Genomic DNA, 23,946 nt, shown 5'->3' with positions numbered 1-23,946 from the left:
TCCTCCACTTGTTGATCAATGCTTTGGCAACTTTGTTACCTGCACCTTTTGTTATTAGCAACATTGTTGCGCGAGTTAATTTCCGTGAGGGGTGTTTTATGCAGTTTCCGGTCCGTTTCCGGCCAGATATCGTTCTGCATCTTTCTCCCCCAGCGCCCAAGTGTCGCGCAACTTATCCGGGTCCGTAAAGTCAATTTTATCCGCCGGAGTTTCTTTGCTAGGCCAAACATAGGTGCGCCCTTCGACTTCGGGCAGCTTCTTGTAGGGTCGGGTCAGCAACACCAGTGTGACGCCCCTGTCCGGGTCGGGCATCGGCGCCTGATCCGCCATGCCGCCATCTACGACGCGCCGGTCCTCCCACAAGGGGGGCTCGAACACAGGTGGAATCACCGCAGCCGCATTGACGAGGTCCACCAAGGCGCCGTCGCGTGCGGCGGCATTCGCGTCCACCAACCGCGAGGTGAGGCCCATCTTCTGCGCCCAATTAAAATGCGGCGAATTCACCACGTGCAACTCCGCCTCGTAGGCGGCTGCAAGCGCTGTTCCCGTCAATGTGGGCAAGCCTGTGTCCGGCGGATGCGCAATCTGAATCTGAAATGTCGGGCCTTCGGCGATCGTGTTCGTTGCCTCTCTGCCCAACACACGATCCACGACGCCGCAATACATGCGTTGATGCGGGGTGATGCCATCTGCGTCCGCGTTGAACAGGTCCAGGTTGCTGTCACGCGATTCAAATGCCGCGCACATTTCATCCAACAGCCGGTCTTTTATCCCGGCCAGCCAAGCGGCTCCGGCCAAAGCCCCGCCAGAAACACCCGTCACCCGTTCCGGCGCGAACCGCCGATCTTGCTCGAGCCGTTTCATGAATCCACCCTGCCAAAAGCAGCGGAGGCCGCCGCCGGAAAAGACGATCTGTTTCGGGTCTTTAGGTATCTTGTTCATTGGAAGAGCGGGCCCCGAGGAGCCCGCTTTGTCAACCCTGTCTTACGGACGTTCGAGGCACATTGCCACGCCCATGCCCCCGCCGATGCACAAGGTGGCGAGGCCTTTCTTGGCGTCGCGGCGCTGCATTTCGAACAGCAGCGTGTTCAGGATGCGCGCGCCCGAAGCACCGATCGGGTGTCCGATGGCGATGGCGCCGCCGTTCACGTTCACGACCTCGGGGTTCCAGCCCATGTCCTTGTTCACGGCGCAGGCTTGTGCGGCGAAGGCTTCGTTGGCTTCGACCAGATCCAGGTCTTCGGCCTTCCAGCCAGCCTTCTCCAGGGCCTTGCGCGACGCGTGGATCGGGCCGACGCCCATGATCGACGGATCCAGCCCGGCTGTCGCATAGGACGCGATGCGCGCCAGCGGGGTAATGCCGCGCTTTGCAGCATCGTCCGCGCTCATCAGCAGGGCGCCGGCAGCGCCGTCGTTCAGACCCGATGCGTTGCCCGCCGTGACAGAACCGTCCTTGGTAAAGGCCGGGCGCAGTTTGGTCATGTTGTCGATGGTCGCGCCGTGGCGGATGTACTCATCCTTGTCCATCACGATGTCGCCCTTGCGGGTCTTGATGGTGAAGGGGATCACTTCGTCGTCGAACTTGCCGGCTTTCTGAGCCGCCTCGGCCTTGTTTTGCGAGCCAAGCGCGAATTCGTCCTGCTGCTCGCGGGAAATGCCCCACTTTTCAGCCACGTTCTCGGCAGTCTGACCCATGTGATAGCCGTTGAAGGCGTCCCATAGACCGTCACGAATCATCGTGTCGATGAAGCTGACGTCGCCCATTTTGTAGCCGTTGCGCAGGTTTTGCGCGTGGGGGCTCATGGACATGTTTTCCTGACCGCCAGCGCAGACGATTGATGCATCGCCGAGCTGAATGTGTTGCGCGGCCAAGGCGACGGCGCGCAGACCGGAACCGCAGACCTGATTGATCGACCAGGCCGAGGATTCCTGCGGCAAGCCTGCATTGATATGGGCCTGACGGGCAGGGTTCTGACCTTGGGCTGCGGTCAAAACCTGACCGAGGATTGTTTCAGAGATTTCGCCCTTTTCGATGCCGGCGCGGGCGACTAGCGCCTCCAGTACGGCAGCGCCCAGATCGTGCGCGGGGGTGTTTGCGAAAGATCCGCAAAAGCTGCCGACGCCGGTCCGGGCAGCGCTTGCGATAACGACATTGGTCATATGATGTCCTCCTGGCCAAGCGTTTCATGCACCACGCCCCGAAAGGCGACCCGCGTTTCGCGGGGTGCTTCTGTCTCGCTCGTCAGGTCATGGGATTAACCGATTTTTCGCTTTCCCAAAAGAGGTTCTGTGCGACTTTGGAACGCGGCGTAAGGGCGCATTCAGGCGTGCTTGCGTTCTTGGGGCTCTCGCCATGCGGGCGTAATGGTTGGCGCGGCAAAGAAATATCCTTGCAGACAATCGATACCGAGCGCAGTCAGGCAGTCTGCGTCGGCTTCGGTTTCGACGCTTTCCGCCACGGTGAACATATCGAATTGGTCCGCGATTCGAACCATGGCACCCACCAGAACCTGATTGTCGGGGTCGGAGGCGATGCCGCGACAGAACCCCCCATCGATCTTCAGGATGTCGAAGCTGAAGTCCTTGAAGTGGCGCAGTGCCGTGTACCCTTGGCCGAAGTCGTCGATGGCAAAGGTGATCCCCTGGGCCTGAAGGTCCTGCATGAAGCTGACCACCAGCTCCGGCACCATCATGGCGGAATGTTCGGTGATTTCGAGAATCAGCCGCTCCGCCACTGTCGGATCCTGGGAGAGGCCCTGGGCCAGGGTCTGAAGCCATTTCTTGTACCCGATAGAGCGAGCCGACATATTGATCGACAGTCGCAGTCCCGGCACGCGCGCCAGTTCCTCCAGCCCCATTTCCAGCGCGATACAGTCAAGAATGCGGCCATATTCCGTTTCTTCGACCGCGTGAATGAATGCACGGGCTGGGATTACACGTCCGGTTTCGTCAAGAACGCGGATCAGCCCTTCGTGGAAAGCAGGACTGTCCTGTTGCAGCGCCTGCACAACCGGCTGATAGGCCAGAACCACCTGGCGATGTTTGATCGCGCGTCGCACCATATCCATCGTGCCAGCGTCGCGCGCATGAACCGCATACTCGAGCGGGTTAAGCGTGCCTGTCGTTGTCTTCCCCATAAAAGCAGCTCCGAAACGTCCTGCGATCCCCATCCGTTCCGTCATTTGGCTGAGCAAACCTTAAACAAGGTTTAAAGACGGTGTTCGTTGATAATTGTCCGAATTCACGCCCGTGTCTGGCCTCTCAAGGGTTGACACCCAATGCACTCCGTATATGAGGGCGACTTCATTGGTGTTGGTGGCCTCCGCAAGGGGATGCCTGTCAGACCGGGGAGCCAAAGGCCGCAGGCCCGAAGGTCCGGGAAGAGGACAACGCCCTTCGAACTTTAATGAAGGAGATCAGCCGTGACAAAACGCACGACTGCCAAGTACAAAATTGACCGCCGTATGGGCGAAAACATCTGGGGACGTCCGAAGTCCCCGGTGAACCGTCGTGAATACGGCCCCGGCCAGCACGGCCAGCGCCGCAAGCAGAAGCTGTCCGACTTCGGTCTTCAGCTGCGTGCCAAGCAGAAGCTCAAAGGCCACTACGGCGACATGACCGAGAAGCAATTCCGCCGTGTCTTCGCCGACGCCGAGCGCCTGAAGGGCGACACCGGTGAGCTGCTGATCGGTCTGCTCGAGCGCCGCCTCGACGCCGTTGTGTACCGTGCCAAGTTCGTCCCGACCGTGTTCGCTGCGCGTCAGTTCGTGAACCACGGCCACGTTCTGGTGAACGGCAAGCGCGTGAACATCCCCTCCTACCGTGTGAAGGAAGGCGACGTAATCGAAGTGCGCGAGAAGTCCAAGCAGATGGCCGCGCTGATCGAAGCAACCCAGCTGCCCGAGCGTGACGTGCCCGATTATATCGACGCCGACCACTCCAAGATGTCGGCAACATTCGTGCGTACGCCCGGTCTGTCCGATGTGCCCTTCGCGGTGCAGATGGAACCGAACCTGGTTATCGAATTTTACGCACAGAACTAATCGCTTATCGAGCGGAGGTCGGGGCGTTTTGCTCCGACCTGCCTCGCGGTGTGAGGTTACAAAGGCTGCCTTCGGGCGGCCTTTTGTCGTTTTGGCAATGGCCTGCGTAGCAGCACCAGTGCCTGTCCATCGCGCCGCGCCCCACATCCGCACGCCAGACAAAGCAAAACCGCCGCGCCCATCGGGCACGGCGGTCTAGCGATTACCCCGTTTGAGGCGCCTCAGACGTAGAGGACGTCGCGGAAAACGTGGTGCGCGATGCGGTCGCGAGTCAGGCCACGCTTGGCCAGGTCTGCGTCGGACATTGCTTGAAGGCGTTCGATTTCCTTCATGCGGTGGCCGGATTCGGCGATCCGTGCCATGCCGTCCAGCAGGCCATTGAAAAAGTCTGCGAAAAAGTTGCCGCTGCGTGCGGCGTCGTGCGTGATGTGTGCCATGATATCTATCTCTTTGGTTGGAACAAAAGCTCCCCTCGGTGACACAAACCTATGCCGCGATGCGGCATTTTTCCAGTGCAGTTGCAGCATAGCGGAAGGCCGCCGTTTGCATGGCTGGAGTATCCGGCGTGGCACGCTCCTCCGGCGCGGGCAAAGAAAAAGGGCGGCCTGAATAGACCGCCCGGGGGGAATGCTCAAATGTCTCGGAGCCAAAGACTTTATAAAATCAACGCAAGGGCTATGCCCCTCACGCCACTCTCTTCACTCACTGAGGGTGATCTAACGATCTGTGGTAACACCTACATGACACATCGTTCAAAAGCGACAGCCCGGCCCGGCGTTAACGGATTCTTCACGATATATTATCGCAGTTTGCGACATTCACTCGGCAGCCAGGGGCAGGTCTGGTGCGACGTCGCAAAATCTGGCAGCGATTGCCGGAGATGCGTGCACCAGCCGACCGTCACAGATCGTCGCCTCTACCGTTTTGCGGTCGCTGTTCAGGATCACCAGATCAGCGCGCAAGCCATTGGCGATCCGTCCGCGGTCGCGCAGTCCGAGGATCTCCGCGGGACGCGATGACACGAGCCACCACGCGGCAGGCAGCCCAAGCCGTCCTTCTTCGGCAAGGGTCAGAGCAGCTTCGATCAATGCGGGATACCGTCCGTCTGAGACCAGGGCATCGCCCAGCCCGCCGGCCAGCATATCGCGCGCAGCCATTGGACAGGGACGCGCGCCTTTGCCCAGCACCTCCGGCGCAGACAGCAAAATCGGATCGCCCACAGCCCGCGCCAGTGCCGCAGCGGCCCGCCGGGCGGGCAGGGCACAAAGCTTCGCGCCTATCTGGGTGTAGTAATCGCGCGTCTCGCCATCTGCATCGCCAAGACTGCCGTAGGGAATGCCTTTCCGGTCCAATGCGTCCGCCAGCACACACAAATGCCGTGGCACCTCTCCGCGTTGAGCAAGGGCGCGGTCCATCGCGGTGCGCACCGGCTCCGGCATTGCGGCCCGGTTGCGCTGCGCCGCCTCCAACCCATCGCGAAACAACAGGCTGGCCACGGGTCTCTCGTCCAGCAGCGCAAGCAGAGCGGACTGTTGGTCGACACTATGGGTTTCCACCACCAATTGACCGCGCAGATCGCATCGCAGCAATGGCGCCAGTCCGTCGAGCGCGCGGAGAGCTGCGCGGCAGATGTCCGCGGAGTCCGTTTCGCCGGTCCAGCCCCAGCGCAATGTGACACAGCCAGTTGTCACGCCAGCGGCGGCGGCGGCGGTGTCGGCGCGTAAAATGGCAGTCTCGGCGGGCAGGCCTCGTGCGAGCGGCGCTTCCAGACGGCACCCGTGTAAATCGACCATGCCCGGCAGGATCAGATGGCCTCGCAGATCGACCTGCGTGAAACGGCCCTCCGCCAATCGCCCGGCGGACACGCCGATGGTGTCGCAGGTCATGACCCCGTCGCGCAGAACCTGCGCGCCGGTCAGACACAGATCAGGAAGGTATGCAGGCATGGCACCGCTCACGGTCACAGGTGTTTCTACCTGCCTAGCAGCCCTTTGTATCGCGCGAGTGACACCCGTGCCATTTCAACCGCCAAGTTGCCCCAACAGCAGCGCCATCAGCAAACCGCAGGTCACTGCAATGCCGGTCCAATAGCTGTCATCGCGGAACGCGGGCGGAAAGACCTCGGTCGCCAACGACGCCGCCACCGCCCCGGCGGCAAAGCACTTGATCGCGGCCACCGTCTCGTTCGACGCTTGATCGAGCCCGAAGTAGCCGCCAAGCGCCGCCGCCGACAGCAGCGCAGCCGTTCCGGCCCAGATCGCCACGGCCTTGCCGCGCGCCATTCCGTCAGAGGTCATCTGCTTTGCGCCGCCGGCCGCCTCTGGCAGGTTGGACAAAAAGATCGACCCGGCCAGCGCCGCCATCTCCAGCGGTTTCGATCCGATCAACGCGGTCCCCAAGGCAAGGTTTTCCGGCACCCCGTCCAAAGTGACCGCCAACAGCAGACCCAGGCCCCCGGCGTTGGTGATCCGCGCCTTCACCTTGTAGTCGGACCAGGTGAATACGATCGCCCCCAGCGCGACGGCGCTCACAACGATCCACAACGGCGCGGTCTCCGTCGCAGGACGGATCAGCTCGTCCATCACGGATACGATCAAAGCGCCCCCGGCCATGGCCACCAGAAACCCTTCGGTTTGCGGTTTCATGGCGCCGTAGGCCCCCCAGATCGCCCCGGCGAGCAGAGCAAAAGAAACGATGAGAACGATCACAAATACTGTCATGATGATCCAATGCCGCGGGTCGAAGAAGGTTCCCCTACGGTGATTGAGGAAGATGGTCCACGTCTTTAGCGTTAAAAGTGAGTGGTTTGAGTGAGGTGAGGATGAAAGGCGAAAAAACTGATGCGAACCCCTGGGCCGACGACCTCCTTGGATATGACGAGATCGGCGCTGCGTTCACCAACCTGATCCAGTCCATCGACGATGCAAAGGTCATCTCCATCGAGGCGGGCTTTGGTCGGGGCAAGACATTCTTTCGCGAGCGCTGGGCCAAGCAACTCAAGGCCGCCGGAGAGACCGTCATCGAAATCGACGCCCAGAAGTCAGACCATTCGGGCGACCCGGTTGTGACCTTCCTCGGCGCGTTGATGGAGGCGTTGCCGCCGCAGGAGCGGTCTGCATGGCTAACCGCCTGGGCCACGGGCAAGAAACTGGCGTGGGGCGGGGTCAAACTCGGCGTGTCCGTTGTGGGACGGAAGGCCGGGGAGGAGCTGGCTGAGGCCGCAGAGGGTCTCTGGTCCGAAGACCGCAACACCGATCTGGAGGACGTCATCGGCGCATTCGGCAAGGGCGTCTCAAAAGCACTCAGCGAGCATGTCATCGCCCAACTGTCAGCCGAGCGCGTCCGTACGCAGGAGATGCCCGGCTAGATGCAGGCGTTGCGCAAAGCGCTGACCGGGCTCGATGATGGTCGTGTGGTGATCCTGATCGACGGGCTGGACCGCTGCCACCCGGAATACACGATACGCTTGCTCGAAGCGATGAAGCTCGTCTTCGCCCAGAAAGGATTCGTCTTCGTCCTGATGGTGAACGCCAATTATCTTGAGACTTTGGCCGCACACCGCTTTGGCGAGTTCGAAAAGGGCGAACGGTATCTGGAAAAGTTCGTGAATCTTCGTCTCTCTTTAACTGCCGCCGCAGGCCAATTGGGGGAGGCCGCGCGACATTTGGCTTCGGATTTACCTCTCGCAATTCCTTTCGGCGAAAACAGTGAATTCACGGTGGAGCGTGCAGCGCAGCTCGCTGCAGATTTGGCCCAGACATCGGATCTTTCGTTCCGGCAGATAAAGAGATTGCTTGAGAAAGTTGAAATTGCTTTACGCTGCTATCAAGACAGGCCGCTGGACTGCCCATTGCTTGTGCTCTTGGCCTTTCGGGATGCCACCGGAAAACGGAAAGACTTGCTATTCGGTGCGCGGAGCCTGCCTCGCGGACTTCTGGATGCGCGGAGTGCCATGAAGATAATGCAAGGGCAGGTAGTGATTTATCCAAGTAGATTAAGTCAGAGTAGGCAAATGGATGCGCGTGAATACGTGCTTATCAAGTGCGCGGAGATGATCGGGCTTGAGGGATCAATTGGGCTTAATGAGCAAGGCGAACGAATTTTGAGTGATGATATTTCCTATCTGTGCTCTCATATCCTGCCGACTTATCTCACGTCGCACGAACGCATCCTTGATGCGGTGGAGGCATTGCAAGCTCCAAGATCAGCCGACCCTTGACCCCGCGCCCTACACAAGCTATACGCGCGTCCGTCGACAAGGCATTAAACGCCGCGACACAGAGCGAGCAGGGCCGGAACCACCGGCCCTCTTTGTTTTGCGGCAAGCTCAGAGACCAACCAAGACCGGCGGAGCCAACCGTTTGGCCAGTGAAAACCGATGAAAAGGAAAACGGACATACATGTCTAACACATCCATGGAAGAATTCGAAGCACTCCTCAATGAGAGCCTCGAAATGGACACGCCCGACGAGGGCACAGTTGTCAAAGGCCGGGTTATCGCTATCGAAGCGGGCCAGGCCATCATCGACGTCGGCTACAAGATGGAAGGCCGCGTTGAGCTCAAGGAATTCGCGGAACCGGGCGAGCAGCCCGACGTCTCCGTCGGTGACGAAGTAGAGGTTTACCTCCGCTCCGCCGAAAACGCCCGTGGCGAAGCTGTTATCTCCCGCGAGATGGCGCGCCGCGAAGAAGCATGGGACCGTCTCGAAAAGGCCTACGCCGACGACGAACGCGTCGAAGGCGCGATCTTCGGTCGCGTCAAGGGTGGCTTCACTGTCGACCTCGGCGGTGCCGTGGCCTTCCTGCCCGGTTCGCAAGTCGACGTCCGCCCCGTGCGCGACGCAGGCCCGCTCATGGGTCTCAAGCAGCCGTTCCAGATCCTCAAGATGGACCGTCGCCGTGGCAACATCGTTGTCTCCCGTCGTGCGATCCTCGAAGAGTCCCGCGCCGAACAGCGTGCCGAAGTCATCGGCAAGCTGCAGGAAGGTGACTCCATCGACGGTGTGGTCAAGAACATCACCGAGTACGGCGCATTCGTCGACCTTGGCGGCGTTGACGGCCTGCTGCACGTCACTGACATGGCATGGCGCCGTGTGAACCACCCCTCCGAAATCCTTTCGATCGGCGAAACTGTCAAAGTGCAGGTCATCAAGATCAACAAGGAAACGCACCGTATCTCCCTCGGCATGAAGCAGCTGCAGGAAGATCCGTGGGATCTGGTGGGCGTCAAGTACCCGCTGGGCTCCGTGCACAAAGGCCGCGTGACCAACATCACCGATTACGGTGCATTCGTTGAGCTCGAAGCTGGCGTCGAAGGTCTGGTCCACGTCTCCGAGATGTCCTGGACCAAGAAGAACGTGCACCCCGGCAAGATCGTCTCCACCTCGCAGGAAGTGGACGTGATGGTGCTGGAAATCGATCCGGCCAAGCGTCGTGTTTCCCTTGGTCTCAAGCAGACCATGCGCAACCCATGGGAAGTCTTCTCCGAGACCCACCCGGAAGGCACGCAGGTCGAAGGCGAAGTCAAGAACATCACCGAATTCGGTCTGTTCATCGGCCTCGACGGCGAGATCGACGGCATGGTTCACCTTTCCGACCTGTCCTGGGACGAGCGCGGCGAAGACGCCATCCAGAACTACCGCAAAGGCGACGTCGTTCAGGCGGTTGTCTCCGAAGTGGACGTCGAAAAGGAGCGCATCTCGCTCTCCATCAAGGCGCTGGGCGGTGACAAGTTTGCCGAAGCCGTTGGCGGCGTGAAGCGCGGTGCGATCATCACTGTCGAAGTGACCGCAATCGAAGACGGTGGCATCGAAGTGGAATATGAGGGCATGAAGTCCTTCATCCGCCGCTCCGACCTGTCCCGTGATCGTGCAGAGCAGCGCCCCGAGCGTTTCTCCGTCAGCGACAAGATCGACGTGCGCGTCACCAACATCGACGCCAAGACCCGTCGTCTGGGCCTGTCGATCAAGGCACGCGAGATCGCCGAAGAGAAAGAGGCCGTGGAACAGTTCGGCTCCTCCGACTCCGGTGCATCGCTGGGCGACATCCTTGGCGCGGCTCTGAAGGGCGGCGACGAGTAATCGTCCACACGACGCACATGCGTCGAGATAACGGAACGGCTTCGCACTGCGCGGGTCTATTCCGGATTTAGGACACGGGCGGCAGGCAACTGTCGCCCGTGTTCCGTTTCGCCGGCGATTGAGTTGGACGTTCATGCAACCCTTTGCGCTCGCTAAACTATTAAGGCGATAAGGTGCGCCGCCGCCCTGCGGCAAAGCCCTTTCCCGCCCTCTCGTGACGCGCTCAAGCCGAAATTCCGACCGGGCAGCAGGCCCTTCTGGCGCCAATCAAGGGGTGGTGTAGAGGCGACGAAGGGAGTGATCGTGCGCGTTTTTTCCGCCACTGGACCAGCGACTATGACAAACGGGCGCGCGCGACGGCTGACCAGGCCACGCCAATCTTGAATCCAACGCGCTTTCGCCCCCCCCTTCGGTGAACGGTTTTTCCGTGCTGCCGTTTGGGTCAGCGGATGGCGTGACCAGCCCCGAACAGCCCCATTTCAACACCTTCGGACCAGACGTCGGCCGTTGCGCCCTCCATGATAGGCGATGCCGAAAGTCTCGCCCGGTGTTTGCCTGACAAGATCGCGTGCTACTATTTCCACCCACGCGGCGTTATGAAACCGTCACACAACGAAGCGAGATGCCGAATGGAGAACCGTCAGCCGACCGAACCGGGGCGCGATGCCGTCATCACCCACGGGATCGTCACCGACAATCCTGTGGGGTTGTTGCGTGGAGAAGGCTGGCAAGCTGTGTGGGGCGTCGTGCGCGAGGCAGGCTTGCGCCTGTGGAGCGATGACGCTTTCGGATTGGCCGGCAACGTCGCGTTCCGCGTCCTTCTTGCGGTCTTTCCGTTTCTCATCTTCACCTCTTCGATGACCGCCTTTGTCGGCAGTCAGAGCATGGCCGAAGATCTTGTCTCCTTTCTGATCGCCATTGTTCCCAAAACGCTGATCGAGCCCATCATAGCGGAGGTTCAGCAGGTGATGACGGTTCAGCGCGGTGGGGTGCTGTCCACAGGTATCCTCCTGACGATCTGGTTTGCCCTCGGGGGGGTGGACGGCGTGCGGATCGGTCTCAACCGGGCCTATGGCCTGCGCGAAACCCGTTCATGGTACGTCCTTTATCCGGTGATGGTCCTGATGGTTGTCATTGCCAGCCTTGTGCTAGTGCTTGTCGGGTATCTTCTCGTGCTTGCGCCCCGCGCGGGCTCTTGGCTGCATATTCTTTTTCCGGGCTTCGATCCGGCCTCGGTGACCATCAAGCTCGTGCGCTATCCCGCCGCCGCGATTATTTTGGCGTTCTCGCTTTTCCTGGCACATGTCGTGCTGCCCGCGCGACGAACACGTTTCTCCTCAATATACCCCGGCGTTCTCTTTACCATTGTCATGTGGACCTCGCTGACGGCGGTGTTTTCTTTCTACCTCGCCAATTTTGCCAGCTATGCGACCTATTACGCGGGGCTGGCGGGTATCGTTGCGGCGCTGTATTTTCTCTACCTGGCTGCGCTGGTTCTTATCTTCGGCGGAGAGCTCAACCGCGCCATTCGCATTCGTCGCCTTGCCCGCGCCTTGCGCCAAAATTCGGATGACGAGCAAGATCAGCCCATAACGCAGGACGCATAAGCGCGCCCATTCGCTAAGCTGCAACAAGTCCATGGGGGAGCCTGTCGCGCAAAGCGGCTGATCGCGTTGACCTGCGGCCCAAAACCTTGATCTGTCAGGTCTGGTCGTCGTCCTCGCGCTGCGCCTCTGCATTCTCCACCGCCCAGCTGCCTGCGGCTTCGACGGCGATGGTGGTACTTGTGGGCAAGACGTTGAGGTAGCTGTCGGACTCGTCGACAGAGGGGGCCGCGCGTTGCGACATGCGGTACAGCGCGTAAACAACTATGGCCAGGAACCCTGTTCCCAACGTCAGCCAGAAGGCCTGAGGCCCAACCGCCTGCATGGCCCAGCCGGTGGCAAGCGGGCCGACAATCGCGCCCAGACCAAAGGTAAAGACAAGCCCGCCGGAGGCGGCAGGCATATCCTCGACCGCCAGCGTGTCGTTGGTGAACGCAAGAAAAAGCGCATACAGCGGTGTTGTCACGCCACCCGCCACAAACGCCGCGCCCAACAGCGCGCCAAAGCTGCCTCCGGTAAACCAGCCCATGGCGCAGGCCAAGGCCCCGACACTCGCAGATCCAAAGATCAACTTGCGCCGGTCCATTTGATCGGACAGCCAGCCGATTGGATATTGCAGCACCAGCGCCCCGGCAAACAGCATGGCGACGAACAGGGAAATCTGTGTCGCGGTCATCCCGACCTTTGAGCCGAACACCGGCCCCATACCGGTTTGCGTGGCATAGACGCTTCCCAACAGGAAAATGCCGATCGTCGCCAGAGGGGCGCTGCTGAACAACTGGCGCAATGGCATGGGGCGGGCCACTTCGACGACCGGCACGGGTGTGATGGACAGCAAGATCGGCGCAAAGGAGATCGACACCAGGATCGACGCCCCGATGAACAGGGCCGAGGTCCCGGCATCCCCCAGCGTCAGCAGGCCCTGCGCGCCGATGATCCCCACCGTTTGCGCGATCATGTAGGCCGACAGCACCTTGCCTCGGGTTTCGTTGGTGGCGGCGTCGTTGAGCCAGCTCTCCGCGGTGACATATACGCCAGACATGCAAAACCCGATGACGAGGCGCAGCAACGTCCAGGCCCAGGGTTCTGTCACCAGCGGGAACGCAATCAATCCCGCTGACATGAAACTGCCCAGGGCGGCAAAGACCCTGACATGACCCACCCGCCGGATCAGCTGCGGCGTGATCTGTGCGCCGGACAGAAAGCCTATGAAATAGCCGGAGGTCACAATCGCCAAAGCGGTGGAGGAAAACCCCTCAAGCCCTCCGCGCAGGCCGATCAGCGTGAAATGCATGCCGTTGCCCAGCATGATCAGTACAATTCCAAGCAAGAGCGCCCAGACCCCCGACAAGACTTTGATCATGGCGTCGCTCCGCTTTTGGTAGGATTGAGTTGCTCCTGTGACCGTTCTCCAGATCGCGCGGCTTGGCAATCTCATGGACGACCTGCCCCCTGCGGTTTTCGCCATTTGGGATCAACGGTGCCAAGATTTTCGGCGCCTCGCGTGGGGCAGGAGCCGTCATCGCGGATAAGGTGTCGGCATCCCTTGCAAAGGTTCTGGTCGGCTCTCCGCCCACGGGCGCCGTGGACCTTGGGTCAGGCCGGCCTGATGCGTTTTGGCAGGCTCCACAGGCAGATCAGCGCCAGGATGGCAGGCCCGGCATACAGCAGGGTAAAGATCATCAGGCTTTCGGGCGCATCGCCATGGCTGCCACGCCACAGACTGCCGGCCCAGGCCAGCCCCCAGATCACCGCGATCAGCCAAAGACCGGGGCGCAACAGGCGCGGCGTCGGGCGCGGGCCGCGCAGCCTTTGCAGAAAATGCCAGGCGTTCAGCAGCGCCGCTGCCAGCATCGCCGGACACACCACGAAATAGAGCAGCATCACCAGAACCACACCATGGGTCAGACCCTCGGCGCTGCGGGCCAGGATGATGCGCGTCAGATCGACGGCATAATACAGCGCCATTGCTGCCAGCAGGAGGGCGCTTGCGGTGCCGAGTATCTGCGCACGGGTGAGGGGCATGGGCAGGTTTCTTTCGCTGAAAACAACGGGACGGTAACGCGCCCGCCCGAGGCAGGTCCTACGCGCGCTGGTTCAGCAGCGCGGTCATCACGGCGGGCACGTCGATGTAGCCCAGCGTGGACTGTCCGTCGGCCACCAGCACCGGCAAGTCGCCCGCGGCGATCATGGGGAGGATCTCGCGGATTGTCGTCTCCGGTGAAATGGACCGCAGGTCATCGGCGCCCTGATCCGGCACCGGGCCCATGATCTCCAGCGCGCGCAGCACGTTGAGCGGGTTCATATGCGCCACGAAGTCCGCCACGTAGTCGGTGGCGGGTGTCAGCACGATCTCCTGCGGCGCTCCGCATTGCACAATGCGCCCGCCTTCCATGATGGCGATGCGGTTGCCGATCTTCAGCGCCTCATCCAGATCGTGAGAGACGAAAATGATCGTACGCCCCAGCTTGCTTTGCAGCTCCAGCAACTCATCCTGAAGTCGGTTGCGGATCAGCGGATCGAGGGCCGAGAACGGCTCATCCATCAACAAGATCGGCGCTTCGGTCACCATGGCGCGGGCCAGCCCCACACGCTGTTGCATGCCGCCGGACAGTTCGCTGACCTGCCGATCGGCCCAGTCGGTAAGGTTCACGAGATCCAGTTGCGCGCGCGCCCGGTCATGGCGCTCCTGCTCCGGCACGCCCGCGATCTCCAGTCCGAGGGCCACGTTGTCGATCACCGTCCGCCACGGCAGCAGCCCGAACTGCTGGAACACCATGGCGACGCGTTGAATACGGATATCGCGCAGCACCTTGTCCGAGGCGCTGGCCACATCGACCAGGCCATCCTCGGTGCGCACTTCGACCCGGCCGCGGGCCACGGGGTTCAGCCCGTTCACCGCGCGCAGCAGCGTCGACTTGCCAGAGCCGGACAGCCCCATCAGCACAAGAATTTCACCGTCATGCACATCGAGAGAGCAGTTATGGACGCCCAGAACCTGCCCGGTCTCTTTCTGGATTTCGGGGCGGTCCTTGCCGGCATCCATCAGGGGCAGGGCGGCCTCCGGATTGTCGCCAAAGACGATGTTGACCGCGTCGAAGCGCACCATGGGATCTTGTTGGGTCATGTTATTTGCTCCGCTTGAACATGCGGTCAAAGATGATGGCGACAAGCACGATGGCGATGCCCACCTCGAACCCTTTGGCAATGTTCACCGTGTTCAGCGCGCGCAGCGTCGGCACGCCAAGCCCCGAAGCACCGACCAGCGCCGCAATCACGACCATCGACAGCGACAGCATGATGGTCTGCGTCAGCCCGGCCATGATCTGCGGCATGGCGTAGGGCAGCTCCACCTTCCACAGCAGCTGGCGCGGTGTTGCGCCGAAGGCGGTCCCGGCCTCGATCAGCGCCGTGGGCGTGGAGGTGATCCCAAGGTGCGTCAATCGGATCGGCGCGGGAATGGCAAAGATCACCGTGGCGATCAGGCCGGGCACCATGCCGAGGCCAAACAGGATCAGCGCCGGGATCAGATACACAAAGGTCGGGATCGTCTGCATCAGGTCCAGCACCGGCGACAGCGCGTTCATCACCCAAGGGCGACGCGCGGCGGCGATGCCCACGGGCACGCCCACCCCCATGCAGACCACGGCGGACGCGATGACCAGTGCGAGCGTCTCTGTGGTTTCTTCCCAATACCCTTGGTTGATGATGAGCAGCAGACCGCAGGCCGTGAAAACTGTGAATCCAACGGATTTTCGCGCGAACCAGCTCAACACGGCGATCAGCGCAACGATCAATAGCGCGGGCGGCGTTTGCAGACACCACAGCATGGCGTCGATCACAGCTTCCAGCGCCAGCGCCAGCCCGTCAAAGAACCATGCGGCGTTGTCCGTCAGCCAATCAACGAAGGTCTGCACCCCTTTGCCAATCGGCAGCTTGTTATCTTCGAGCCATTCCATACGTGTCTCCGTTTGGGGCGGATGTGTTCATTGACTGGTCAGTCAATAGCGATTTGGCGCCGCCATGTGAACCGGACTTGTCGCAAAAACTTGTCAAAGCGTCGGAAATCCCCCGCGAGTGTCCGGCGGATGCCGTCGACTGCGGCACCTGCCTGCGCTGATCGTGACGCTATCCTTCTCTCGCCCGGATGCACAAACGAAAACGCCCCGACCGCGAGGGGCCGGGGCGCGTTTCATCTCTCTCGCATCACGATCAGTCCAACGCGGCCTTCACCGCCTCAACCGCGTCACCACCGTCTTTCGTGGTCACGCCGTCCAGCCAGCCGTCCAGAACGTCGGTGTTGGAGGACAGCCATTCGGTCGCCGCGTCCTGCGGATCTTCGCCATCGTCGAGGATCTTGGCCATGATCTCGTTTTCCATGGCCAGCGTGAATTCAAGGTTGTTCAGCAGCGCGCCGACGTTCGGGCATTCTTCCACGTACCCGGCAGAGGTGTTGGTGTGCACCGTCGCACCACCCAGATTCGGGCCAAAGTAATCGTCGCCGCCGGTCAGGTAGGACATGTCGAAGTTGGCGTTCATCGGGTGTGGTTCCCAACCCAGGAAGACCACCGGCTCGTCCCTGCGATCGGCGCGCGCCACCTGGCTCAGCATCCCCTGTTCGGAGGATTCCACCATTTCGAACCCTTGGAGGTCAAAGGCGTTCTCGTCGATCATCGACTGGATCAGGCGGTTGCCATCGTTGCCCGGCTCGATGGCGTAGATCTTGCTTTCGAGCGCATCGGCGTTCGTCGCGATATCGGCAAAGCTGGCAATGCCCAGATCGGCCGCGGCCTTGTTCACGGCCAGCGTGTACTTCGCCCCTTCGAGGTTGACGCGAACGCTGTCGACGCTGCCTTCGTCGCGGTACTTGGCAATGTCCGCCTCCATTGTCGGCATCCAGTTGCCGAGAAACACATCCACGTCGCCCGATTCCAGCGAGGTGTAGGTGACCGGCACGGACAGGACCTTGACGTCGGTCTCGTAGCCCAGGGCCTCCAGCACGACAGAGGTCGCGGCGGTGGTGGCGGTGATGTCGGTCCAACCCACGTCAGACAGGGTCACGGTATCGCATTGCGCCAGCGCGCCGGTGGCGGTCACGCTCAGCGCGGCAACGGCGCAAAGGGTCTGCTTGAACATCATGGGAAGTCTCCGCTGTTGTGTCATTTTCGGTTAACATCGGTCATAGGACCGCGCGTGGCAACCCGACAGGCGGAGAAACCTGACCGCCGGCTCGATGCGCGCCGATGCTGCGCGGAAAGCCGCCCCGGTGGGCGGGTGGGGGGCCACCACCGCCGGGTTTTGTCGCCTCCAAAGTCACCACGCGGGCGGCATCAGGCGGTGACTACGGCCCGGTCGGTGCGCGTTCGTCAGCGGCAGGCCGCAACGCATGGATACAGCGTTGGCGATTTCTGAAATCTTGAGCATTGCTGCGGGCGCCAAGGCACGGCCAGCTTGCGAATTGGTCCGCGAGGGCAGGCGCCAGGCATGCAAAAGGCGCAGGCGTTTGGGCCGCCTGCGCCTGTTTCAAAATCTCGGAACGGATCAGTCTGTGCCGGTCATCCGCTCATGGGAGGACACGGTCGGAACCAGCGCCAGCACCACCTCTTTCATGGTCAGCTTGCCAACGGCCATGCCCTTGCGCATCACCTTGAACGTCAGGTCGGTGCGCCCTTCGGCGCGCGCGATGACGCTTTCAAGCGTGTCCTCTGCATCCACCTCGCCATCGGTATGCTCATCAGGGGCAATGCCCTCCTGCATCACGGTGCGGGCGCGCAGAACGCGGGCGCGGTTGATGTCAGCGATGAAGTCCACGATGTAGGGATCTTCGGGATGCATCAGGATCCTTTGCGGCTCGCCCTGCTGCACGATTTCGCCGTCCTTCAGGATCACAAGGTGATCCGCCAGTTTCAGCGCTTCGTCCAGGTCGTGGGTGATGAACACGATGGTCTTGTGCAGTTCTCCCTGAAGCTCCAGCAGAAGGTTCTGCATGTCCGTACGGATCAGCGGGTCCAGGGCCGAGAACGCTTCGTCCATCAACATGATGTCCGAGTTCGACGTCAGCGCGCGCGCAATGCCCACACGCTGCTGCATCCCACCCGAAAGCTGGTGCGGATAGGACGGGCCGTAGCCGTCCAGCCCCACACGGGCGAGCCATTTCTGCGCCTCCGCATGGCGCTTGTCCTCGGCCACGGCACGCACTTCCAAGGGCATGGCCGCGTTGTCCAGCACCGTGCGGTGCGGCAGCAGGGCGAACTTCTGGAACACCATGGACATGCGGGTCTGGCGCAATTCGCGCAGCTCCGCCGCGTTCATCTTCATCACGTCCTGCCCGTCCACGAGGATTTCCCCCGTGGTCGGTTCGATCAGCCGGTTGAGGTGACGGATCAGCGTGGATTTGCCCGACCCGGACAGACCCATGATGACCGTGGTCTTGCCCGCATGGATGTCGATGTCGATCTCGCGCAGGCCGACGACATGCTGGTACTCGGCCAGCACATCCGGCTTGGACATGCCTTTCTCAACCTCTGGCAGAACCTTTTGCGGGGCGCTGCCAAAGATCTTGTACAACCCGCGAATGCGGATCTGCGGTTCGGACGTTGTGTCAGTTGCCAACTCGGTCATCGGGTGCTCCGGGATACATCGACACGCGCCAGCGCGGCCTTGGAGGTGCGGTCAAGCATGACGGCCAGCAGCACGATACCCAGACCGGCAATCAGGCCAACGCCGATTTCGAGGTTGCGGATACCACGCAGCACCAGCACACCCAGACCCGGTGCGGACACCAGCGAGGCGATCACAACCATGGCAAGGCTCATCATGATGGTCTGGTTCACACCGGCCATGATGTTGGGCAGGGCCAGCGGGATCTCCACCTTGAACAGCTTTTGTTTGGAGGTCATGCCAAAGGCATCTGCGGCCTCGATCACGTCCTTGTCCACCAGTCGGATGCCCAGATCGGTCAGGCGGATCACCGGCACAACGGCGTACAGGATGATGGCGATGCCATACAGCTTTGATTCCGTAACCGAAAACAGGAAGATCAGCGGGATCAGGTAAACAAAGGTCGGCAAGGTCTGAAGCAGATCCAGAACGGGTATGCCGGTCTTCTGCAAACCGTCGTATTTCGACATGGCGATGCCGATGGGCACGCCAATCAGGACACATAGCCCGGTACAGACAAAGATGATGGAAAGCGTCGCCACCGCAACTTCGAGGTGGTCGATCGCGCCAAGAAAGGCAAAGGACAGCGCCACGAAGATGGTGACCGGCTTGGACCGCGACACCCACCACGTCAGGGCGATCAGCAGCGGGATCAGGATCCACCACGGCGTCGAGGTGAACAGCCACAGCGCCCCGTCCAGCATCCAGGACAGCGGTTGCGTCAGCGGGTCCAGAACCACCTTCAGGCTGTCCTTGGCATCCAGGAAGAAGCGCTCCAGCCCGGCGGTCATCTCGCGCGTCTGGGGGATCTTGCCACAGGCTTCGTGGAGGCTGTCCAATGAGGGAAAGGGCAGCGGCCCCGTGGTTTCGTTTGCGTCCGCGCCCTGTGCTTGCGCCAGAAGCTGCGCCATGGTCATGGGGCCGTCTTCTTTGCCCGCGTCGCACCACTCACGCAATCCCAGCGCATTAAACACGCCGTCGTAATGTGCCATTCTGGAATGTCCCTGTTCTGTTGCACCCGGTGTGCTGCGGGCGCAGGTCGCCCGTGTCACGGGCCCCATAGGTGAAAAAGGCGGGCGCTGTGTGCTGCCCGCCTTCTCCCGATGTGTTTACTGCAGCAGCGCTGCGAGCTTTTCCTTGGCGTCGTCGTTCAGCCACTCGCCCCAGATGTCCTTGTAGGTGGTCAGGAAGTAGACCGCCGCTTCGTCTGCGGAGGCGTTGTTCTCTTCCTGCCATGCCAGCACGCCGTTCATCTGCTCGTTGGTGAACTGCATCTTGGACAGCATATCGGTCACGTCCGGGTGCTCCTGCGAGAAGCTGTCGGTGACCACGGTCAGAACCTTGGCGCGCGGGAAGGCCGACATCTGAGGGTCGGCGCAGTCTTCCTTGCCGTTGCAGGCATGGGCTTCGGCGTCATAGGGGCCGATGTCGACCATCGTCATCGGGTACTGGCCCAGAACGGAAGTCGGCGCCCAGTAGTAGCCGAACCACGGCGCTTTGTCCTGATAGGCCGCGGCGATGGAGGTCGCCATGGTCTCACCGGAGCCGTGCTGGAAAATTTCGATGCCGGCATCTTCGACGCCAGCAGCGCGCAGCAGGTTGCCGGACACGGTCTTGCAGGCCCAGCCATCCGGGCACTGGTGGAAACGGTTGCCGACCAGCTCGGGGTTGTCGAGGATGCCCTGCATGGTTGTCAGCTCGGGGTGCTCTTCGGCCAGGTAGTTCGGAATCCAGAAGCCTTCGACGCCCCCATCGGACAGCACGTCGGTCAGCGGCTTCACTTTGCCTTCGGCGGCCAGGCGGTCATAGACCGGCGCGGCGTTGACCCAGAGCTCGGTCAGGATGTCCGGCTCGTTGGTTTCCGCCACGGAGGTAAGCGCCGGGTTGGTGGAGGACGGCACGCTCTGCACGTCACAGCCGTAGCCCTGCTCCATCAGGAACTCGCCCACGGCGGTTACAACGGCGGAGGACGCCCAGTTCATTTCGGTGATGGAAACTTCACCGCAGTCGCTTTGAGCGAAAGCCGGGGCAGCAAAGGCCCCGATGAGAGCGGTAGAAAGCAGAATATTGCGCATTTTTATTTTCCCTGTTTGTCTACGATAGAGTACGCGATTGTCCGCGCTTTTTTGCCCCAAAAGGGGATTGAGCGACCAGTCAATCATGTCAGGTGCAATCCTACGGGAGGGTCCACCGGGAATGAAAGACCGGAACGTGCAAAAACGACATGAAATGTCGCTAAAACGGATAGTGTTCTGTCGCGATGGGCGATGAGATGACATCAAACGCCCGCCTTGGTGGAGCAAGCGGTTTTTCCGCTGCGCTGTTGTGTTTCCCAGTCTGGCGCGATCCATGGCTCGGAATTGTCAGCTGACAATTGTGGTCGGCCAAGGATGTGGTCGGCTGCCTTTTCGCCGGTCATGATGGAGGGCGCGTTGAGATTGCCGTTTGTGATGCGCGGAAAGATCGAACTGTCCGCCAGTCTCAGGCCGTCCACTCCGATCACGCGGCATTCGGGATCGACCACCGCCATGGGGTCGTCCTTGGCCCCGATGCGGGCCGTGCCGCAGGGGTGGTAGGCGCTTTCCACATGCTGGCGGATGAAGTCGTCCAGCTCGTCATCGGTCTGGCAATCCGCGCCGGGTTGGATCTCGTGCTTGTAATACGGCTTGAAGGCGTCTTGCGCAAAGATCTCGCGCGTCAGACGGATGCAGCGCCGGAAGTCTTCCCAGTCCTGCGCATGTGACATGTAGTTGAACAGGATGCGCGGCGCGTCCTTTGGATCGGCACTGCGCAGCGTCACCTCTCCGCGTGAAGGGGAGCGCATCGGGCCGGTATGCGCCTGAAAGCCGTGGCCTTCCGCGCTGGCCTTGCCGTCGTAGCGGATGGCGATGGGCAGGAAGTGGTACTGGATATCGGGATAATCCACACCAGGCTGAGAGCGGATGAACCCCGCGCTTTCAAATTGGTTCGACGCACCGGGGCCGGACTTGTTCAACAGCCAGCGCGCACCGACGTAGGCCTTGCCCGGCAGGTTCCAGTACTTGAACAGGCTGACCGGCTGGCTGGCGGCGGCCTGGATGTACAGCTCAAGGTGGTCTTGCAGGTTTTGACCGACGCCCTGGCGATCTGCGATCACCTCGATGCCATGCTCCGCCAGATGGTGTGCCGGGCCGATGCCCGACAGCATCAGCAGCTTGGGCGAGTTCAGGGAGGAGGCGGCGAGGATGACTTCGGCACGGGCCTTGACCACCTCGATCTTTCCGCCACGCTCGATCTCCACGCCGATGGCGCGGCCGTCCTCGATCACCACCTTGCGGGCGAGGGCGCGGATCAGGTCGCAGTTGTCACGCTTGAGCGCCGGTTTGAGATAGGCATTGGCGGCGGACCAGCGCTGACCTTTCCAGACGGTCATGTCAAAGGGGCCAAAGCCCTCCTGTTGGTGACCGTTGTAATCGCCGGTGATCGGATAGCCTGCCTGTCCGCCTGCCTCCACAAAGGCCCGTGTCAGAGGGTTCTCCCGCTTGCCACGGGTGATGTGCAGCGGACCATCGGTTCCCCGCCATGCCGGGTCGCCGCCGTGACCGCCCGAATGCCAGTTCTCCAGCCGTTTGTAGTAGGGCAGCACGTCGGCATAGCCCCAACCTGCCGCGCCCTGAGCGCGCCAGTGATCGAAGTCGCGGGCGTGGCCGCGCACGTAGATCATGCCGTTGATCGAAGACGAGCCGCCGATCACCTTGCCGCGCGGACAGGCGAGACGGCGACCGCCCAGATGCGGCTCCGGTTCGGTCTGATAGCCCCAGTCGTACATCTTCATGTTCATCGGGTAGGACAGCGCGCCGGGCATCTGGATGAAGGGCCCGGCATCGGTGCCGCCGTGTTCGATCACCAGCACGGATTTGCCCGCCTCCGACAGGCGGTAGGCCATGGCACAGCCGGCCGAGCCTGCGCCGACGATGACGTAATCTGCCGTAAGCTGGCCTGCGGTGGTGGCGGGCATTCCGCGTCCTTTCGGGTCGTGTCGCCGGGGGAGGGGGGAGATGCCTCCGGCGGGAGGTATTTTTGAAGCAAAGACACAGGGGCGCGGTTGTCCGGCCCCTGCGTTCGGGATCAGAAGGGGGCTTCGACGTCGCCCATGCGCACGTAGACGGATTTCATCTGGCTGTAGTGCTCGATCGCTTGTTTGCTGTTCTCTCGGCCCACGCCTGAGGCTTTGACGCCGCCAAAGGGCGCTTCGACGGGGGCGTCGTTGTAGCTGTTGATGAAGCAGCTGCCCGCCTGAAGCTGCCCGATGACCCGATGCGCGCGGGAGATGTCTTTGGTGAAGACACCAGCCGCCAGACCGTAGGGTGTGTCGTTGGCGCGGGCGATCACTTCGGCCTCGTCCTCGAAGTCGAGCACCGCCATGACCGGGCCAAAGATTTCTTCCCTGGCAATGGTCATGTCGTCGGTGACGTCGGCGAAGACCGTTGGCGCAATGTAAAAGCCGTCGCGGTCGAGACGGGTGCCACCGCAGATCAGGCGCGCGCCGTCTGCCTTGCCTTTGTCGAGGTAGCCGAGAACGATGTTCATCTGCGCCTCGGAGACCATCGGACCGATGGAGGTCTCATCCTCGCGCGGGTCGCCGATCACCGCCTGCGCTGTGCGCTCGGCCAGACGGGCGAGGAACTTTTCCTTGATGGATTTGTGCACGAAGACGCGGGTGCCGTTGGAGCAGATCTGACCGCTGGAGTAGAAGTTGCCGAGGATCGCGCCGCCCACGGCATTCTCGATGTCGGCATCGTCAAACACGATCATGGGGGATTTGCCGCCAAGTTCCATGGTGACGTGCTTCATCTCGGCTGCGGCCGCCGCGTAGACCTTCTTGCCGGTGGCGGGGGAGCCGGTGAGCGAGACCTTGTCAACGCGCGGGTCGGTGACCAATTGCGCGCCCGTCTGGCCCATGCCCTGCACGACGTTGAAGACGCCCTTGGGCAGGCCTGCTTCGATCAGGATCTCGGCGACCTTCAGCGCGCAGAGCGGCGTGGTTTCCGACGGCTTGAACACCATTGCGTTGCCGCAGGCCAGCGCGGGCGCGGCCTTCCAGCAGGCGATCTGGGTCGGGTAGTTCCATGCGCCGATGCCGACGCAGACGCCCAAGGGTTCGCGCACGGTATAGACCCAGTCTTCGCCCAGCGGGATGTGCTCGCCGGTGAGCGATCCTGCCAGGCCGCCGAAGTATTCCAGCGCATCGGCGCCAGAGGTGGCGTCAGCGACGCGGGTTTCCTGGATCGGCTTGCCGGTGTCGAGGGTTTCGAGCTGGCTTAGATCCTCGTTGCGCTCGCGCATGATCTGGGCGGCGCGGGTCAGGACGCGACCCCGCTCGCGCGGGGACCACGTGGCCCAGTCCTTTTGCGCCGCGTGCGCGGCGGTGAGCGCCTGGTCGATGATGGCGGGCGTCCCGGCATGGAGTGTGGCCAGCGTATCGCCCGTGGCGGCAAAGACGACGGGAATCGCGTCGCCAGCCGTGTCCTCGACATAGGCGCCGTTGATGAAGTGAGACCCTTTGGGTTGGACAGTCAT

At 61.7% G+C, this 23,946-nt stretch carries 21 protein-coding genes; 5 read left to right on the top strand and 16 right to left on the bottom strand.

What is annotated here, in order from left to right; all coding sequences use genetic code 11:
• Positions 1–96 precede the first annotated feature (96 nt).
• The 3 genes from J4E08_RS16305 to J4E08_RS16295 form a co-directional block, all read right to left on the bottom strand.
• The gene (locus tag J4E08_RS16305; protein ID WP_349539412.1) at positions 97–942 is read right to left on the bottom strand and encodes a patatin-like phospholipase family protein; all 846 of its coding nucleotides are present in this window, start codon (positions 940–942) and stop codon (positions 97–99) included.
• Positions 943–984: 42 nt separating this feature from the next.
• Positions 985–2,160: an acetyl-CoA C-acetyltransferase gene (locus J4E08_RS16300; protein ID WP_349539411.1), complete on the bottom strand. Its 1,176-nt coding sequence runs from the start codon at positions 2,158–2,160 to the stop codon at positions 985–987.
• Positions 2,161–2,321: 161 nt separating this feature from the next.
• A complete protein-coding gene (locus J4E08_RS16295) occupies positions 2,322–3,137 on the bottom strand; it encodes an EAL domain-containing protein (RefSeq protein ID WP_349539410.1) in 816 nt (271 codons plus the stop codon).
• A gap of 285 nt (positions 3,138–3,422) precedes the next feature.
• Here J4E08_RS16295 and rpsD point away from each other — a divergent pair, with 285 nt between their 5' ends.
• Positions 3,423–4,043, top strand: coding sequence for a 30S ribosomal protein S4 (gene rpsD, locus J4E08_RS16290; protein ID WP_183967680.1), 621 nt, complete (start codon positions 3,423–3,425; stop codon positions 4,041–4,043).
• A gap of 221 nt (positions 4,044–4,264) precedes the next feature.
• On the opposite strand, the gene J4E08_RS16285 is transcribed toward rpsD, so the two are convergent.
• From J4E08_RS16285 to J4E08_RS16275, 3 genes are all read right to left on the bottom strand, one after another.
• On the bottom strand, positions 4,265–4,570 hold the full coding sequence (locus tag J4E08_RS16285; protein ID WP_349539409.1) for a DUF1127 domain-containing protein: 306 nt from the start codon (positions 4,568–4,570) through the stop codon (positions 4,265–4,267).
• 291 nt (positions 4,571–4,861) lie between these two features.
• Positions 4,862–5,989 (bottom strand): amidohydrolase family protein, encoded by a 1,128-nt coding sequence (locus J4E08_RS16280; protein ID WP_349539408.1) that lies wholly within the window; start codon positions 5,987–5,989, stop codon positions 4,862–4,864.
• Between the two features lie 75 nt (positions 5,990–6,064).
• On the bottom strand, positions 6,065–6,763 hold the full coding sequence (locus J4E08_RS16275; RefSeq protein ID WP_349539407.1) for a ZIP family metal transporter: 699 nt from the start codon (positions 6,761–6,763) through the stop codon (positions 6,065–6,067).
• Positions 6,764–6,864: 101 nt separating this feature from the next.
• Between J4E08_RS16275 and J4E08_RS16270 the strand changes: the two genes are divergently transcribed.
• From J4E08_RS16270 to J4E08_RS16255, 4 genes are all read left to right on the top strand, one after another.
• Entirely contained in the window at positions 6,865–7,410 is a 546-nt protein-coding gene (locus J4E08_RS16270; RefSeq protein WP_349539406.1) for a P-loop NTPase fold protein, read from the top strand.
• The gene (locus J4E08_RS16265; protein ID WP_349539405.1) at positions 7,411–8,262 is read left to right on the top strand and encodes a P-loop NTPase fold protein; all 852 of its coding nucleotides are present in this window, start codon (positions 7,411–7,413) and stop codon (positions 8,260–8,262) included.
• A 181-nt stretch (positions 8,263–8,443) separates the two neighbouring features.
• Positions 8,444–10,123, top strand: a complete 1,680-nt coding sequence (gene rpsA / locus J4E08_RS16260) for a 30S ribosomal protein S1 (RefSeq protein WP_183967691.1) — start codon at positions 8,444–8,446, stop codon at positions 10,121–10,123.
• A gap of 629 nt (positions 10,124–10,752) precedes the next feature.
• A complete protein-coding gene (locus J4E08_RS16255; RefSeq protein WP_349539404.1) occupies positions 10,753–11,730 on the top strand; it encodes a YihY/virulence factor BrkB family protein in 978 nt (325 codons plus the stop codon).
• A gap of 94 nt (positions 11,731–11,824) precedes the next feature.
• On the opposite strand, the gene J4E08_RS16250 is transcribed toward J4E08_RS16255, so the two are convergent.
• The 10 genes from J4E08_RS16250 to betB form a co-directional block, all read right to left on the bottom strand.
• A complete protein-coding gene (locus J4E08_RS16250; protein ID WP_349539403.1) occupies positions 11,825–13,090 on the bottom strand; it encodes an MFS transporter in 1,266 nt (421 codons plus the stop codon).
• A gap of 233 nt (positions 13,091–13,323) precedes the next feature.
• The gene (locus J4E08_RS16245) at positions 13,324–13,752 is read right to left on the bottom strand and encodes a hypothetical protein (RefSeq protein WP_349539402.1); all 429 of its coding nucleotides are present in this window, start codon (positions 13,750–13,752) and stop codon (positions 13,324–13,326) included.
• A gap of 58 nt (positions 13,753–13,810) precedes the next feature.
• The gene (gene choV / locus J4E08_RS16240) at positions 13,811–14,854 is read right to left on the bottom strand and encodes a choline ABC transporter ATP-binding protein (RefSeq protein ID WP_349539401.1); all 1,044 of its coding nucleotides are present in this window, start codon (positions 14,852–14,854) and stop codon (positions 13,811–13,813) included.
• Position 14,855: 1 nt separating this feature from the next.
• On the bottom strand, positions 14,856–15,686 hold the full coding sequence (gene choW / locus J4E08_RS16235; protein WP_349539400.1) for a choline ABC transporter permease subunit: 831 nt from the start codon (positions 15,684–15,686) through the stop codon (positions 14,856–14,858).
• Positions 15,687–15,939: 253 nt separating this feature from the next.
• Positions 15,940–16,866: a choline ABC transporter substrate-binding protein gene (locus J4E08_RS16230; protein WP_349539399.1), complete on the bottom strand. Its 927-nt coding sequence runs from the start codon at positions 16,864–16,866 to the stop codon at positions 15,940–15,942.
• A 402-nt stretch (positions 16,867–17,268) separates the two neighbouring features.
• Positions 17,269–18,348 carry a quaternary amine ABC transporter ATP-binding protein gene (locus J4E08_RS16225; RefSeq protein WP_349539398.1) on the bottom strand — a complete coding sequence of 360 codons (1,080 nt, stop codon included), beginning with the start codon at positions 18,346–18,348 and terminating at the stop codon, positions 17,269–17,271.
• Positions 18,345–19,379, bottom strand: coding sequence for an ABC transporter permease (locus J4E08_RS16220; protein WP_183967707.1), 1,035 nt, complete (start codon positions 19,377–19,379; stop codon positions 18,345–18,347). Before J4E08_RS16220 ends, J4E08_RS16225 begins: the two co-directional genes overlap by 4 nt.
• A gap of 117 nt (positions 19,380–19,496) precedes the next feature.
• Complete coding sequence (locus J4E08_RS16215) at positions 19,497–20,462, bottom strand: ABC transporter substrate-binding protein (protein WP_183967708.1); 966 nt, start codon at positions 20,460–20,462, stop codon at positions 19,497–19,499.
• Between the two features lie 203 nt (positions 20,463–20,665).
• The gene (gene betA / locus J4E08_RS16210) at positions 20,666–22,384 is read right to left on the bottom strand and encodes a choline dehydrogenase (RefSeq protein ID WP_349539397.1); all 1,719 of its coding nucleotides are present in this window, start codon (positions 22,382–22,384) and stop codon (positions 20,666–20,668) included.
• Positions 22,385–22,494: 110 nt separating this feature from the next.
• Positions 22,495–23,946, bottom strand: a complete 1,452-nt coding sequence (gene betB / locus J4E08_RS16205; RefSeq protein WP_349539396.1) for a betaine-aldehyde dehydrogenase — start codon at positions 23,944–23,946, stop codon at positions 22,495–22,497.

It is taken from the genome of Sagittula sp. NFXS13, assembly GCF_040148795.1.
In the GTDB taxonomy this organism is placed as follows: Bacteria; Pseudomonadota; Alphaproteobacteria; order Rhodobacterales; family Rhodobacteraceae; genus Sagittula; species Sagittula marina.
Note: the sequence above shows the minus strand (reverse complement) of the source record. Positions and strands in the feature narration are given on the sequence as shown.